The sequence below is a fragment of the Sphingomonas sp. BL2 genome, assembly GCF_056680015.1.
The window spans coordinates 1040039-1055145 of the sequence record NZ_CM155261.1 but is presented as its reverse complement, the minus strand read 5'-3'; the positions used below and the strand labels follow the sequence as shown (position 1 = coordinate 1055145).

Below are 15107 nucleotides of genomic sequence, written 5' to 3'. Positions count from 1 at the left end.
CCGGTGGCCGCGCGTGCGCCTCATGGGACGAACCAGCCGCCCAAGGTCATCGTCAAAAAGATCTATATCGAGGGGCATGGCGGCCATCACGGCGGCGCGTGGAAAGTCGCGTACGCCGATTTCGTGACCGCGATGATGGCGTTCTTTCTGCTCCTGTGGATCGTCGGTGCGACCACCGAGAAACAGCGCAAGGGCATCGCCGATTACTTCGCGCCGACCATTCTCAACACGCGATCGCTCGGGATCGGCGGCGGCGGGCTGTTCGGTGGCGAATCGATCCTCGACAAGAATCGCATTGGGCCGAAGCCGGGACAGACCAGCATGGCGCAACTGGCGATTCCGGATGCCGGACTCGGCGGGCCATCGGCGGGGACGGGGCCCAAGGGTTCGCTGAAAAGCCGCGATGCGCTGACCAAGGAAGATCAGAAGAACTTCCAGGCGCTGCGTCGGCGCGTGCTCGGCGAGATGTCGGGCAATGCGAAACTGTCGCGGCTGCAAAACCATGTCCGCTTCGTGCCGACCCAAGACGGCATGCGGATCGATCTGGTCGACGACGCGGACTACTCGATGTTCGCGCTCGGCACGACCGCACTCGATCCGGAGGCGTCGGCGTTGATCGGCATGATCGCGGGCTCGGTGCAGGGCATGCAGAACCCGATCATGATCCGCGGCCATACCGACAGCGTGCCGTATGGCGACCCGCGCGCGATGAACAACTGGATGCTCTCGTCCGGTCGCGCCGAGGCGACGCGGCGGCGGCTGTTGTCGGGTGGCACGCCCGAGCAACGGTTCGAGCGGATCGAGGGCGTCGCCGACCGCGAACCGCTGATCGTGAAAGACCCCGCTGACCCGCGCAATCGCCGCGTCGCGATCACCTTGCTCTACAGGCGTGGGATCTTCGCCAAGTAACGACGCCGCGTTCCCACGGTATGCGCAACAAAAAAGGACCGGTGCCGCGAGGCGCCGGTCCTTTTTGTCGTCACTGGCTGCGTCGCTTATTCGGCGGCGGCGGCAGTGTCCGTCTTGCGCTTGCGCGTCGTCGTCTGCTGGGCAGGCGCCGATTCGGTCTTGCGCGGGCCGGGCTTGCGTCCAAGGCCGATCTTCTTCGCCATCGCACGACGGCTCTCCGAGTAGTTCTCGGCGACCATCGGGTAATCGGGTTTCAGTCCGTAGCGTTCGCGGTACTCGGCCGGCGTCATGCCGTGCGTCGCGAGGTGACGGCGCAAGGTCTTGTACGACTTGCCGTCGATCATCGAGATGATGTGATCCTTCGACGCGAGCGATTTGCGTGCCGTTACGGCAGGCGTGTATTCCGCGGCAGCTTCGACCGGAGCAGCTTCGATCGTGGTGCCGAGCAACGTCGCGACGGTCTCATGCATCTTGCCGAGAAACGCGGGAACGTCATCAGCCGAACTCCGGGTATTCGGGTTGCCGAGCCATGCAATCGTCAGTTCTGTTGCCAGCTCGACGGCATTCAGGTCGGTGGTATCTTCGGCCATAGTATACTCCATTGTCTGCGGACGCCGTAACGGCGTGCGACATCGGGTTCAACCATCCAGATACGGTTTCAGCACATTAAATTGTAAAAATCGACATTGGTAGCGCGAACGCGCGAAGATCGGTTCATTTTGACTGCTCGAAGTTCGAGTTGCCGAGCATGAACAAAGCAAGCACGGTGAAGTTATCATCGGGCGCTGACGGCTGGACGCCTGTCGTCGCGGCGGATAGAACTCACGTGACGATCGCGTGCGTATCGTCGGCCGCGTCGATAGCTATCGTGCAACCTGTTCGGCACGCGTCGTAGCTGCGATGCATCCTATCGAGAGAGTTTCCGCATGCTTTCAGGTCCCGACGGCGCGAACCGATCCGAACGCGCGAACCGATCCGCCGGCATGGGCGGGACTGCGAAGGCGCTTTCGAAGGCGGGCGCCTATTCGGGCAGCGACTGGCTCGCCAAGCTCGGCAAGGGCAATGCGGACGACGACGCGCCGGTGCTGAGAAGCGTCGGCGATCGCCTGATGCCGCTGCGGATCGCGATCGTCGCACTGATTTCCCTGGTGATGCTCGGTCCGATCATGACCAATGTCGAGGGCGGCAATGGCGGCGACGGGAACGCCGTACGACAGATCGGCTATCTTGCGATCCTGGCCGCCACGATCTTCGCGATCCGTCCCTCGGCGAGTCCGAAGTCGCTGGTCGCGTTCACCTGGCCGATGCTGCTGGCGCTCGCATGGTGCTGGATCAGCATATCCTGGGCACTCGATCCGGGCACCGCATTCCGGCGCGTGTTCCTGACGACGCTGGTCGCGTGGATGGTATTCAGCCTGGTCCGGCACGGCGGGTATCAACTGAACGTCGACCTGCTCCGCTACGCGTTGCTCGCGACGATCCTGATTTCCTATCTGGTCGTCGTGCTGGACCCCGTGGTCGGCGTGCACACCGGCGGCGAAGACATGGCGACCGCGCTGCTCGGCAACTGGCGCGGTTTCCTCGGGCACAAGAACTTCGCTGGCGCGGTGTGTGCGCTGTGCATCATCATGTTCCTGTTCGATGCCAAGCGGATACGACCGACGATCCGCATCTTCGCGATCGTCGTGGCCGGGTATTTCCTGTTCAAGTCGCAGTCGAAGACCTCGGGCGGCATGGTGGTGCTGGCCTCGATCGGTGGCATCGTCTTCGAGACGGTCAGCATACGGCTGCGTCGCTACATCATCCCGATCCTGATGATCGTCGGATCGGTCTTCTGGTTCCTGACCAGCGCCTATGCCGACATGGTCCAGTCCAATTTCCTTCAGCCAAAGGCGTTCACCGGCCGCGGCCAGATCTGGGGGACGCTGCTGAACTATGCCAGCGATCATCCCCTGCTCGGCGCGGGCTTCGGGTCGTTCTGGAACATCGAGGCCAACAGCCCCGTCTTCGAATATGGCCAAGGCTATGTCACCAAGATCACCGTCGGCCATTCGGGGTATATCGACCAGCTCGTGACGGTGGGCGTGCCAGGCGTGCTGCTGATGGTCTTCGCGATGGCGGTCTGGCCGCTCACGAAACTGCTCGCGAGCGAGGACGTCGCCAAGGGGCGGGGTGCGCTGGTCTCGGCGATGCTGATGTTCTGCATCGGCCACAACATCACCGAGAGCGGCCTGTTCGAGCGCGACGGCATCGTCAGCACGATCTTCTTCTTCGCGGTCGCGCTCGCGCATTATTGCACGATGGACGACAAGCGGACTGCGCCCGTCAAGCAGGCGGGCGACGACGTGATGCGCGAACTGCGCCGTCGCAAGCGCAAGCATCGCCCGGTGCTTACCGCCGGCGAATGACCGGGTGACGTGCGAGGATTGTCGCCAGCGCGGCCTGTGCGCCGGCGGGCGTGAAGTGCGAATGATCGAAGTGTAGCGGCGTGCCATCGGCGGTGGTCAGGCGGCAGGTCGTGCCGGTACACTCCGTTTCGATGGCAGAGGCGTAATCGGCGCCCGCTGCGCGGACCGGCCCGGCCATCGCGCGATCGAACGCGATACGGTCGGACAGGCGGAACTTGTCCGCGAGCGTCGGGTCGCCGTCCGCGTCCGATCGCACGATCAAGGCGGGCAGGTCCGCGTCGTATTCGACCGACGGGCCGATCACCAGGACCCGCGTTCCTCGCGCCCGTAGCCAGCGGATCGTGTCGAGCAACGCCGGCTGTTCGAAGTCGAGCCAACGTGCGGACAGGATGACCGTGTCGATCCGCTTGAAATCCAGCGTGTCTAACGCGGCGTCCATAGTAGTGCGACAGGTCGGCAAGCCCTTCCCGTGCAGTAGCGGCCGACAGCCCGCCGCAGTCACCTGGATGATGTTCGCCCCTGGCAGCAGCGTGTGCAGCGCTTGCGAGAAATGCGCGCCGTGGCTGTCGCCGAACAGCGCGATGTTGGGCTTGGTCGTCGACAATCGCAGGCAGTCGGGCGAGAAGCCGCGGCCCGTCGGCAGGACGAAGCAGCGATCGGTGCTGAACTGGCGTTCTCCCGCGTCCGTCGAGTCCCAGCCGAGATAGCTGGCGGCCAGCGCCTGGCGCGGCGAGAGCGGGCGGATGTGGTCGGCCTTGGCGGCGATCGTCAGCCCGGCGATCGCCATTGCCGCGAGCAGCACGACTGCGACGGCGTGCGGGACGAGCCCCGATCCGCTGCGCCAGCGCCGGCTCGCCGGACGCTCGATCAGCGCAAAGCTCAGCCATGCCGCACCGAGCGAGGCGCAGAGCAGTCCGACAGTCTCGACCGGCGCGAGCGTCGAGCCGTGGCGGATCTGGTAGAAGGCGATGATCGGGCGATGCCAGAGATACGCCGAATAGGAGATCAGTCCGACCGTCCGCAGCGGCCACGCGCTGAGCAGTCGTGCCGTCGGACCCTCGCCGCCATAGGCCAGCAGCACCGCGGCCGCGACGGCAGAGGGGAGCGCGAAGGGCACGGGAAACGGCCAGCCGCTGCTGATCGCGATGCAGCTCGCGGCGATCACTGCGATGGCGAGAACGCACAGGACCGCGCGGATCGATCGGTTCGCGATCGTCGGTACGGCGCCAAGCGCGACCAGCGCGCCAAGCGACAACTCCCAGATTCGCGCGGGCAGCAGGAAGAACGCAGCGGAAGGATAGGTCGTCGCCAGCCATCCTCCGATAGCGAACGACGTGAGTGCAAGGCCGGCGATCACCTGCGCGAGACGCCGGCTCGACAGGCCACGGAGAGACCAGAGCAACAGGGGGTAGAGCAGGTAGAACTGCTCCTCCACCGCCAGCGACCAGGTATGGACGAGCGGCTTGGCGTCCGATGCCGCCGCGAAATAGTCCGACGTCAGGTAGAAATAGACGTTCGACCCGAACACGCTGGTCGCTGCCGCGCTGCGTCCGAGGTCGCGCAACTGGTTGGGCAGCAGGAGCACGCAGCCGAGCGCTAGCGTGACGATCATAATCACGAGCAGCGCGGGCAGGATGCGGACGATCCGGTGGCGATAGAAGCGCGCGATCGAGAAGCGCTCCTCGGCGATGTCGCGCACCATGATCGCGGTGATCAGGAACCCGGAGATCACGAAGAAGATGTCGACCCCGACGAACCCGCCCCGCAACTTGGTTACACCGCAGTGCAGCAGCAGGATCGGCAGGATCGCAAGCGCCCGCAGCCCGTCGATATCCGGCCGATAGCGGAGCGCGCGTCCGTCCTGCGATGCCGACGTTCGCGTGCCTGCGTGCGCGGCCGACCCTGTCGCTATGCTCTCGCTCACCTGTACCGACGCCCCCACTTGCGCCGTCGGTCTATAGCGGGTGGCGGCATGCTGCTAGGGCCGGCATGGACGCGCCTGCCGGGCGTTGCTACGCGCAGACGGCGGCGGGGGGCGGATCATCTGGTGACGGGTACGAACGACGAGCCTTCGCAAGCGGCAGGAGCACCGCGTCTTCGGGTGATGCACGTCATCACGCATCTCGACATGGGCGGCGCCGAGAATGTCGCGCTGGGATTGATCGATGCCTTGCGCGACCGGGTCGAGTTCTCGCTGTTCGCGGTCCTCCGCCAGTCGCCGCTGAGCAAGGTCGGGCAGGACATGGCCGAGCGGCTGGAACGCTGGCACGTGCCGTTCCGGTTCGGTACGGAGCGCGGGTTCAAGTCGGGCGGCGTGGTCTTCGCGGCGCGGTCGCTCGCCCGCGCGGTAGCCGAGCAGCGACCCGACCTGATCCATGTCCATACCGAGATACCGGAACTGACGCTGGCGGTGGCGGGCCTGATCTCGCGCCGCGTCCGCCGCACGCCGTTGCTGCGTACCGTCCACAATAGCGAGTTGTGGATCGCCTGGGGCGGTGTTGGACGGTGGGTGACGCAGCGGCTCGCCAAGGGCGACGCGGTGGCGGTGTCACGCAATGCCGCCAATGCCGACGCGGGGATCGTCACGCGCGGCCGCCGACCGGTTGCCGACGTCATCTATAACGGCGTGTCGCCACCGGCGGCTTCTCCGATCGGGAGTGCCCCAGGGCCGGTCCGACTGCTGTTCGCAGGGCGGCTCGTCCACCAGAAGGGCGCCGACCTGCTGCCTGCCACCCTCCGCGAGGCCCACGCGCGAACGATGCGCCGCGACGTCGCGGTGACGATCGCCGGCTCCGGCGCGATGCAAGACTTGGTGGCGCAAGGGCTCGCAGACGGCTTGGCGGGCTGGGACGTCCGGATGACCGCGCCGATCGAGCGCCTGTCCCAACGCCTGCAAGAGTATGACGCGGTCCTGTTGCCGTCACGGTTCGAGGGGTTTGCGCTGCTCCCGCTCGAGGTGCTGATGGCAGGCATCGCGCTGGTGACGACCGACGCTCCAGGCCTCGATGAAGCGATCCCGGCCGACTATCCGTTCAAGGCCGCGGTCGACGACGTCGCGGGAATCGGCGCGCAACTGGCGAAGGTGATCGACGATCCCGCGACCGCACGCGTCACTGCGGCTCGCTACGGCGCAGGCCTCGCCCGCAGTTTCAGCCCGGAGGCGATGGCGTCCGCGTATCTGGCACGCTATCGCTCGCGTGGGGATACGGGGGCAGAGTGACGGTCGCAGTCGGGATCAAGGCGCTGAACGAGGCGGCGCATATCGACGCGGCGATCGGCAGTGCGCGCGCCGCGCTCGATCGCGTCGGTGGCGGGCTGGTCGTGCTTGCCGACAGCGGATCGTCTGATGCGACGATAGCATTGGCGCAGGCATATCGTGGCATGCGGATCGCGCAACTCGCCGATCCTGCCGAGCGGTCCTGCGGCGCGGGGGCACAACTCGCGTTCCAGGCCGCGTCCGAGACACTCGGCGTCGACTATTTCTACCTGCTCGACGGCGACATGGTGCTCGACTCCGGCTTCCTCGAAGCAGGCATCGCGTTCCTCGAGGCGAACCCCCGTCACGCTGCGGTCGGAGGCCGCGTGCGCGAGGTCAACACCGACAGCATCGAGTTCGAACTGCGCGCGCGCAACGATCGCGTGAAGGGAAGCGCGGTGGCGGGCGATGTCGACCGGCTCGATTGCGGCGGGCTGTACCGCGTCGCCGCGGTGCAGCGCGTCGGGCATTTCGCCGACCGCAACCTCCACGCGTTCGAGGAATACGAGCTCGGCGCCCGGTTGCGCGCGGACGGCTGGCGACTGGCGCGGATCGACGTGCCCGCGGTCGAGCATCACGGCCACGCGACCGGCGGCTACCAGCTGATGTGGCGACGGTTGCGCACCGGCTATGCCGGCGGCCCGGGCGAAGTGATCCGCGCCGCCTGGGGGCGGCCGCACTGGTCGCAGGTCCTGCGCGGGTTCGCCCAGTTGCGCTACAGCGTGATCGTCTATGGCTGGTGGCTGGCGATGCTCGTCGCGCTCGCGACGGGGCAGGGTATCGCGTTGCTGGCAGTCGTGCTGCTGCCGGTTGCGTTCCTGACGATGCGCCGCCGGAGCCTGCGAGTCGGGATCTACTCGCTGGTGACATGGAACGTGATCGCGATCGGCATGCTCCAGGGCCTCGTCCGCGCGCGCCGCCCCGCCGGTGCGCCCGTTGCCGCGCGCGACCTGTCCGCGCCGGGGCGATGAGCACCGCGTCCGGCTATCTCGGCAAGTTCGTCTGGACCGCGGGCACCTTCGTCGTGTCCGCCGGGCTCAAGTTCGGGCTCAACATCGTCCTCGCCTATTTGCTCGCGCCGGAAATCCTCGGCGTGATGGTGGTCGTCAACGCGATCCGGCTCGGCGTCGAATTGCTGACCGATGTCGGGATCGAGCAGAACATCATCCACCACCGCGACGGGCTCGACCGCCAGTTCCGCGACACCGCCTGGACGCTGCAACTGCTGCGCGGCGTGCTGTTGAGCCTGGTCTTCCTGATCGCCGCGCCGTTCCTCGCGCACGCTTACGGCATCGACGTCCGCATCTTCCTGGTCGCGGCGCTGTCGCCGATGATCGGTGGCGCGCACTCGACCGCGATCTTCGTGCTGGTCAAGCAGATGGAGGTCCGCCGCCGCAACCTGTTCGAGCTGTCGTGCGAGGCGCTGGCGTTCGCGGTGCAGGTCGCGCTGGCGGCGTGGCTGCGCTCGGTCTGGGCGCCAGTCATCGGCCTCGTCCTCGCGGTCGCGATCCGCTCGGCACTGAGCTACCTGCTGCCCGATCCCGGCCAGCGCCTCCGCTTCGACCGCGAAATCGTCCGGCGGATCATCCATTTCGGCAAATGGATCGCGATCACCTCGCTGGTGATGTACGCCGCGACCAATCTCGACCGGCTGTATCTCGGCCGGGTCGCGCCGCTCGCGCTGCTCGGCATCTACGGCATCGCGCGCGCCATCGCCGAGCTGCCGACCACGCTCGCGCGGCGGATGAGCTATCAGATCATCTTCCCCGCGCTTGCCAGCGTTTCCGAAGGCGACCGGGCGGGGCAGATGGCGGCGATCGCCGGCTCGCGCGCGGTGTTCACGCTCGGTGTTTGCGCCGCGCTGGCACTGGCCGCGTCGGTAGCGGATGGCCTGATCCTGGTGATCTACGACCCACGCTACCAGGCGGCGAGCTGGATGCTGTCGGTGTTGCTCGGCGGCGCGGTGTTCGCGGTATTGTCCAACCTCAACGAGGCATTGCTGCTCAGCGCGGGGCGGCCGTTTTATGCAAGCGTCGCCAACATGATGCGGATGGCGACGCTCGCGGTATTGCTGCCGACCGGTCACCGGCTCGCGGGCTTTCCCGGCGCGGTCGTCGCGGTCGCGGTCACCGAGCTGCTGCAATATGGCTATATCGCGGTCGGCCTGCACCGCGTGCGGATGAGCTTCTGGCGGCAGGATGCGCTCGCGATCGGGGCGGCCTGCGCGGTGTTCGCGGTGATGCTCGCGGTGCGCTGGCAGCTCGGGTTCGGCTCGCCGCTCGCGGGGCTGGTGGCGGGGCTGGGGAGGATCGGATGACCCGCCTGCTGATCGTCCATTATGCCGGCGACTACCGCGAAGCCGATCGCCTGCGCCGCGCGACCGGGGGCGAGACCTATTACGGCCACGGCTATGTCCTCGACCAGCTCGCCGCGTGGCAGGCGCAGCACGAGGCGGTCGGGTTCCTGTGCTCGCTCGCGCCGTCCTATTGGGAGACGCTCGACAGCGGCGTGACGGTGATCGGCGCGGACACCAACCCGGACCAGGATCCCGCACCGGTACTGGCGTTGATCGAGCGGTTCGCGCCGACCCACCTGATCGTGTTCGGGCCAATGCTGCATTTGATCCGCTGGGGGATCGAGCACGATGTCCGGCTGGGCGTGATCATGGCCGATTCGTTCGCCAATCCCTATTATCGCTGGGTCAGGTTCCGTCGGCTGCCGAAGCTGCTCAACGATCCCCGCGTGACGCTGGTCGCCAATCACGGTGCCAATGCCGCACGGGCGCTGGTCGGGATCGGTTTGCGCGCGGACAAGGTGCTGGCGTGGGACTTTCCGCATGATCGCACGCCTGAGACTCAGCCCTGCAAGGCGGGTGCGTCGGGGCCGCCGTTCACACTGCTGTTCGTCGGCTCGATCAGCGCGAAGAAGGGCGTCGGCGACCTGGTCCGCGCGGTGGCGTTGCTGAAGGACCGCCTCGACGTTCGGCTCGACGTCGCGGGCCTGGGCGCAACGGACAAGTTCGCGGCGCTCGCGACACGCCTCGGCGTCGCCGACCGCGTCCGGTTCCTCGGGCTCGTCCCGAACGGTGCGATCCCGACGATGATGCAAGACGCCGACGCAGTGATCGTCCCCAGCCGTCACAATTTTCCCGAAGGCCTGCCGCTGACGCTGTTCGAGGGGCTCGCCTCGCGCACGCCGGTGATCGCGTCGGACCATCCGATGTTCGACGGGCATCTGGAGGACGGCGAGAGCGCGCTGGTGTTCGCCGCCGGCAAACCCCGCGCGCTGGCCGATGCGATCGCGCGGCTGATGACCGATCCGGACCTGTATGCGCTGGTGTCGCAAGGGTCGGCAGCGGCGTGGCACCGGATGCAGAACCCGGTCAAATGGGGCGAGATGATCGATCGCTGGGTGCGCGACGATGCCAAGGATCGAGAGTGGCTGTCGGCGCACACCGTCGCGGCACTGGACGGGCCGGCATGACGGCTCGAACCGGCGCGATCCATTTTACGATGACGCATTCGACGGCCGGCGGCTTGCGCGAACTCTGGGACGACATCGCCGAGGGACTGATCGCGCGCGGCCATCCGGTGAAGCGCTTCGTCCTCTATCCGCCGGCCGATGCGGAGGGCGAAGGCGTCGACATGGCGGTCTGGCACCACGTCGCCGACGCCCGCCCGCGATCGGTGCTCGGCGCGGTCCGCACCTTCGCGGCGCTGGTCCGCTACCTGCGCCGCGAGCGACCTGCCGCGGTCGTGTCGGCGATGCCTGCCGCCAACGTGCTGCTCCCGCTCGCGGTGACGATCGCGCGCGTGCGCACCCGCGTGTTCCTGTCGCATCATTCGCCGACCGACACCCATAACCGCCTGCTCGACCGGATCGACGGCTGGACCGGCAGCCTGCCGTGCGTCGCCGGGATCATCAGCGTGTCCGACGCGGTCGGCGCGACGCTGGCGCACAAGCCCGCGACCTATCGTGCGCGGACGCTCACGATCCACAACGCGCTGTCGGAGCGGGTCGAGCGGGTCCTCGACGCCTTGCCGCGGGCAAAGGCGGGGGGCGACCGGCTGTGCGTCGTCGCGCTGGGGCGGCTGTCCTACCAGAAGAACTACCCGATGCTGATCCGCGCCATGGCCCAAGTTCCGGGCGCGGATCTGGAGATCGTCGGCGGCGGCGAGGACGAGGCGGCGTTGCGCGCGCTCGTCGCGGACCTTGGCCTCGACGAGCGCGTGACCTTCGCCGGCCTGATCCCGCGCGACGCCGCGCTCGCCAAGGCTGCGTCCGCCGACGTCTTCGTCCAGGTCAGCCGCTACGAAGGGCACAGCCTCGCGCTGATCGAGGCGGCGCGGCTAGGCCTGCCGCTGGTCGTGTCGGACGTGCCGGTGCAGGTCGAGGGCATCACCGCACGCGACGGAACCCGGTGCGGGATCGTCGTGCCGCTCGACGACCCGGCTTCACTGGCGACCGCGCTCCAGGGATTGCAGGACGATCCCGCACGCCGCTCGCACTGGGCGGAACTCGCCGTGCGGCTCGGCGGCGAGGCCTCGAACGCGCGAATGCTGGATCGGTACGAGGCGGTACTGGCTCCCGCGGCACCGGCGCGATAGGGACAGGTCATGGCGACGGCGATCAACGTAGCGCGACGACCCGCATCGGGGCCGATCACGCCCCAGCAACGCGCGACGCGCCTGCGTACGCGTCGGCGCTACGCCATCGCCAATGCGTGTTTCGTGGTGTTCCTCGCATTGGTGCTGGTCGGCACGTCGGCGTTCCAGGAATGGGCGTTTTCCGGGGCGATCGGCCAGGGCGACGCGGCCAACCAGGTGCTGCACGTCGTCATCTTCGTGATGCTGCTCGCGGGCAGCGGCATGCCAAGCAAGCGTCAACTGTTCTGCATCCCCCTCGGACTTGCACTGTTGCTCGCCTATTGCTTCTTCTCGGTAACCTGGGCGATCGCGCCGTTCATCTCGTTCCGGCGTATTTCGCTGACCGCGCTCGTGGTCTGGGTGACGTTCCGGCAGATCAACGATCTCGGTACCGAACGCGCACTGAAGCTCATTCGCTACGTGTTGATCGCGGTGCTGATCGTCAATTACCTGATGGTGTTCCTGACGCCCTACGGCATCCATTCGGAGGTGTTCGGCGAGGAATCGTCGGTGGTTGGCGACTGGCGCGGGATCATCCCGCACAAGAACGTCGCGGGTGCGGCATGCGCGTTCACCGTGCTGTTCTTTACGTTCGACAACCGGCAGTTCCCGCGAATCGTTTCCGCGCTGGTGATCGCGGCGGCGACGATCTTCCTGTATTATACGCATTCGAGCACGTCGGAATTGTCGCTCGTCCTCGCGCTGGCGATGGGTTTTGCGATCCGGCCCTATGATGCCAGCCACCGCTTCGCCGTCGGGATTTGCCTTGCGATGGTCGTCGGGCTGGCGATGCAGATCCTGTTCGTAAACCTCACGGCGTTGAGCGATTTCGTCAACGATCCCGGTGCCTTGACTGGCCGCGGCGCGATCTGGCCGCTGTTGTTCGAATATGCGCGCGAGCATCTCTGGACTGGCGCCGGCTTCAGTTCGTTCTGGCAGATCGGCCCGGACAGTCCGATCTGGACGCTGACGAGTGGTTGGGTCGCGGTGTATGCCGCGCATGGGCATAACGGCTTCCTCGACCTGCTCGTCACGATCGGCCTGCCCGGCCTGCTATTGGCGATCGTCGTGATGATCGTCTGGCCGTTGCTGCGGCTGTTGCTCAGCCAGTCGATCGGCAAGCCGCGGCGATCGCTGCTGGTGGCGGTCATCATCTTCTGCGCCGGGCATAATCTAGCCGAATCGACGTTGCTGAACACCGCGTCGCTCGTCGAAGTCTTCCTGTTGATCGCGATCGCCATCACCTACCGCGAGTCCGACGCGAGCCCTGGCGCACATCACGCGCTGCGTGGGCGAATGACGCGGTTGTTGCGGAGGCCGGCCCGGTTGTCGCGCCGCTGATGACCCGCGCGATCGGTTCGGCGCGATTGTGGGGACTGGTGGACGGGCTGTTTCCCGCTGAAGATGGCGCCGCTCGACCGCCGGCACGCCATTGGCCGCTACGCCTCCTGATCTTCGTCGCATGGCTCGCGCTCGTCACGTTCCTGGTCGCGCATCACGTGATGTGGCGCGACGAGGTCCGCGCGCTCAGCCTCGCGACGCAAGGGGCGTCGATCCTCGACATGCCGGCGGCGGCGCGCGGTTACGGGCATCCGCTGCTCTGGCATGTGCTGCTGCGGTTCGGCACCGATCTGCTCGGGACGAAACTCGTCCTGCCGGGCCTCGCGCTGGCGATCGGCATAGTTGCGGCGGGCATCCTGGTATTCGTCGCCCGCCTGTCCCCGCCGGTGATGATTCTGACGTTGTTCGGCGGGTTCGCGACGTTCGACTATGTCGTGATGGCGCGGAACTACGGGCTCGCGATGCTGCTGCTGTTGCTCGTCGCCTGTGCCTATCCGCGAGTTCGGGAGCGCGGCCGGTCTCACCCGCTGATCCTCGGCGGCCTGCTGTTCCTGCTGTGCAATGCCAACGTCCATTCGGTCGTGCTGGCTGGCGCGTTCGGTATCTTCTGGTTCGGCGACCTGATCGCACGAGAGGGTTGGGACTGGAGCCGGGCGAAGCGCCAATGGCTCACCGCGATGATCGTCGCCGCTGCGGGCGCCTTGCTCGCATTCGTGTCGGTCTATCCGTCGGTCGAGGACGCACCCGCCGCCGTGCACCGAAGTTTCGGCCAGACGCTGCTCCACCTCATACCCGGCGTCGAGTTCCAGCGAATCTTCGGCAACTTCAACGCGAGCCTGCCGGTCACGATCCTGGCGGCGATGCTCGTCACCGGCAGCGTCGCCGCCTTTGCGCGCCGCCCCGCGGCCCTGGTCGGGGCGATCGCGGCACTGGCTGGGCTGCAACTGCTGTTCGTGTTCGTCTATCCCGGCCACTATCGCCACGACGCGTTGCTGATCGTGTTCTTCATCGTGCTGCACTGGCTGACGGCGAAGGGGTTTGGCGGCTGGCACGACACGGTATTCACCCGCCGCGCAGAGCGGATCGGACGGATCACCTTCCTCGCCTTGCTTGCCGCACAGCTTCCCGCGACCGCGCGCGCCGTCGTCCAGGCGGCGAAGTCGCAGCCGCAGGGCGAGGCGAAGGCGCTGGTCGACCTGCTCGCGACCAAGGGCCTGTCCCGGTCGGTCGTGATCGCTGACCCGGACTTCCTGATCGAGAGCATCGCCTATTATGGCGCGAACCCGACCTGGTCGGTGCGCCGCGATCGGTTCACGTCGCTCGTGCCGATGAGGCTGGCCGAGACCGCGCCGATGAGCCCGGGTCGCCTGCTCGCGACCGCAAAGCGCCTCGCTGCGGCCACGCACAGGCCGGTCGTGATCCTGCTCTCCGCGTCGCTCGACGATATCGGGCAGCGCACGGTCATCGATCGCGGCACGTTCGGGCCGCTGTTCCTCGATCCGGACGACATCGCCAAGTTCCGCGTGGCGACCACCAAGCTCGCGACACTGCGGACTGCGTCGGGCGATGAAGTATACGACGTGTATCGACTGGCACCGTAACGTCGGCAATTGCGGTCCCGGGGTTGCAATCGCTTGGCAGGCCCGCGCATAGCATCCTCAATACAGGTCGGACGTTTGCGGTCTTGTAAGATCTGGACGGGGAGACGAGCCGCTGTTCGAACGCGATCATCACAGTACTGCGCCGAACGCCGTCGATACGTCCGCTAGCGATGGCGACGACGGCCGCGTGCGGACCGCGACGATCGGCGGCATGAAGATCGCCCGGCTGCGGCGCGACGAACTCGCGGCATTGATGCTGGCCGATACGGCGCGCGCGCGTGGCGGGACGCTGGCGGAACCGCGCATCGTCACCTCGGCCAATGGCAGCGTCATCGCCGCCTATAACCGCGACGACGAGTATCGCCGGCTGATCGACGGCGCGGACATCGTCGATGCGGACGGCATGCCGCTGGTGTTCGCCAGCCGGCTGTTGTGCCGCGAACCGCTTGAGGAGCGTATCGCCACCACCGATTTCTTGCTCGACGCCGCCACCATCGCCGCGCGTGACGGCATCCGCTTCTTCTTCCTCGGCTCGCGACCGGGCGTCGCGGCCCGCGCCGCGCAACATCTCCGCAGTCGCTTTCCCGGCCTCAAGGTGGTCGGCACGCGCCACGGGTTCTTCTCGCCCGACGCGATCCCGGACATTTGCGCGAAGGTCCGCGCGTCCGGCGCCGACGTATTGTGGATCGGCATGGGCAGCCCTGCGCAGGAGCGGTTCGCGGTCGACAACCGCCATCTGCTCGGCGGGGTCGCGTGGATCCGGACCTGTGGCGGGCTGTTCGATCATTACGGCGGCGGCGTATCGCGCGCGCCGAGCTGGATGCAGGCGACCGGGCTGGAGTGGCTCTACCGTGCCGCGCGCGAACCGGTACGGCTCGGCTGGCGCTATCTCGTGACAAGTCCGGTCGCGATCTACTATCTGGCAACCAGAACGCATGATTGACAG

General features: G+C 67.0%; 12 protein-coding genes. 10 read left to right on the top strand and 2 right to left on the bottom strand.

Annotated elements, in window-relative coordinates:
* Positions 1–3 precede the first annotated feature (3 nt).
* Positions 4–909, top strand: coding sequence for a flagellar motor protein MotB (locus AC1ME3_RS04735; RefSeq protein ID WP_056061553.1), 906 nt, complete (start codon positions 4–6; stop codon positions 907–909).
* Between the two features lie 86 nt (positions 910–995).
* Here AC1ME3_RS04735 and AC1ME3_RS04730 read toward each other — a convergent pair whose 3' ends face one another.
* Positions 996–1499, bottom strand: a complete 504-nt coding sequence (locus AC1ME3_RS04730; RefSeq protein WP_136189090.1) for a Ros/MucR family transcriptional regulator — start codon at positions 1497–1499, stop codon at positions 996–998.
* Between the two features lie 336 nt (positions 1500–1835).
* Between AC1ME3_RS04730 and AC1ME3_RS04725 the strand changes: the two genes are divergently transcribed.
* The gene (locus AC1ME3_RS04725) at positions 1836–3317 is read left to right on the top strand and encodes an O-antigen ligase family protein (RefSeq protein ID WP_480955064.1); all 1482 of its coding nucleotides are present in this window, start codon (positions 1836–1838) and stop codon (positions 3315–3317) included.
* On the opposite strand, the gene AC1ME3_RS04720 is transcribed toward AC1ME3_RS04725, so the two are convergent.
* Entirely contained in the window at positions 3301–5241 is a 1941-nt protein-coding gene (locus tag AC1ME3_RS04720) for an acyltransferase family protein (RefSeq protein ID WP_480955063.1), read from the bottom strand. The two genes, AC1ME3_RS04725 and AC1ME3_RS04720, sit on opposite strands and share 17 nt — an antisense overlap.
* 123 nt (positions 5242–5364) lie before the next feature.
* Between AC1ME3_RS04720 and AC1ME3_RS04715 the strand changes: the two genes are divergently transcribed.
* The 8 genes from AC1ME3_RS04715 (at position 5365) to AC1ME3_RS04680 (ending at position 15104) form a co-directional block, all read left to right on the top strand.
* Entirely contained in the window at positions 5365–6537 is a 1173-nt protein-coding gene (locus AC1ME3_RS04715) for a glycosyltransferase family 4 protein (RefSeq protein WP_480955062.1), read from the top strand.
* Positions 6534–7544 (top strand): glycosyltransferase family 2 protein, encoded by a 1011-nt coding sequence (locus AC1ME3_RS04710; protein WP_480955061.1) that lies wholly within the window; start codon positions 6534–6536, stop codon positions 7542–7544. The genes AC1ME3_RS04715 and AC1ME3_RS04710 overlap by 4 nt, the downstream gene beginning before the upstream one ends.
* Complete coding sequence (locus AC1ME3_RS04705; RefSeq protein WP_480955060.1) at positions 7541–8890, top strand: oligosaccharide flippase family protein; 1350 nt, start codon at positions 7541–7543, stop codon at positions 8888–8890. Before AC1ME3_RS04710 ends, AC1ME3_RS04705 begins: the two co-directional genes overlap by 4 nt.
* Positions 8887–10056: a glycosyltransferase gene (locus AC1ME3_RS04700; protein ID WP_480955059.1), complete on the top strand. Its 1170-nt coding sequence runs from the start codon at positions 8887–8889 to the stop codon at positions 10054–10056. Before AC1ME3_RS04705 ends, AC1ME3_RS04700 begins: the two co-directional genes overlap by 4 nt.
* Complete coding sequence (locus AC1ME3_RS04695) at positions 10053–11180, top strand: glycosyltransferase (RefSeq protein ID WP_480955058.1); 1128 nt, start codon at positions 10053–10055, stop codon at positions 11178–11180. Before AC1ME3_RS04700 ends, AC1ME3_RS04695 begins: the two co-directional genes overlap by 4 nt.
* Positions 11181–11189: 9 nt before the next feature.
* Positions 11190–12560 (top strand): O-antigen ligase family protein, encoded by a 1371-nt coding sequence (locus AC1ME3_RS04690; RefSeq protein WP_480955057.1) that lies wholly within the window; start codon positions 11190–11192, stop codon positions 12558–12560.
* Positions 12560–14161, top strand: coding sequence for a hypothetical protein (locus tag AC1ME3_RS04685; protein WP_480955056.1), 1602 nt, complete (start codon positions 12560–12562; stop codon positions 14159–14161). Before AC1ME3_RS04690 ends, AC1ME3_RS04685 begins: the two co-directional genes overlap by 1 nt.
* Positions 14162–14348: 187 nt before the next feature.
* Positions 14349–15104: a WecB/TagA/CpsF family glycosyltransferase gene (locus tag AC1ME3_RS04680; protein ID WP_480955055.1), complete on the top strand. Its 756-nt coding sequence runs from the start codon at positions 14349–14351 to the stop codon at positions 15102–15104.
* Positions 15105–15107 lie beyond the last annotated feature (3 nt).

What these genes read in the sequence shown, in the direction of transcription:
- AC1ME3_RS04730 (WP_136189090.1), bottom strand. Translation starts at nt 1,499, where the DNA reads ATGGCCGAAGATACCACCGACCTGAATGCCGTCGAGCTGGCAACAGAA.
- AC1ME3_RS04725 (WP_480955064.1), top strand. Translation starts at nt 1,836, where the DNA reads ATGCTTTCAGGTCCCGACGGCGCGAACCGATCCGAACGCGCGAACCGA.
- AC1ME3_RS04705 (WP_480955060.1), top strand. Translation starts at nt 7,541, where the DNA reads ATGAGCACCGCGTCCGGCTATCTCGGCAAGTTCGTCTGGACCGCGGGC.
- AC1ME3_RS04700 (WP_480955059.1), top strand. Translation starts at nt 8,887, where the DNA reads ATGACCCGCCTGCTGATCGTCCATTATGCCGGCGACTACCGCGAAGCC.
- AC1ME3_RS04695 (WP_480955058.1), top strand. Translation starts at nt 10,053, where the DNA reads ATGACGGCTCGAACCGGCGCGATCCATTTTACGATGACGCATTCGACG.
- AC1ME3_RS04690 (WP_480955057.1), top strand. Translation starts at nt 11,190, where the DNA reads ATGGCGACGGCGATCAACGTAGCGCGACGACCCGCATCGGGGCCGATC.
- AC1ME3_RS04685 (WP_480955056.1), top strand. Translation starts at nt 12,560, where the DNA reads ATGACCCGCGCGATCGGTTCGGCGCGATTGTGGGGACTGGTGGACGGG.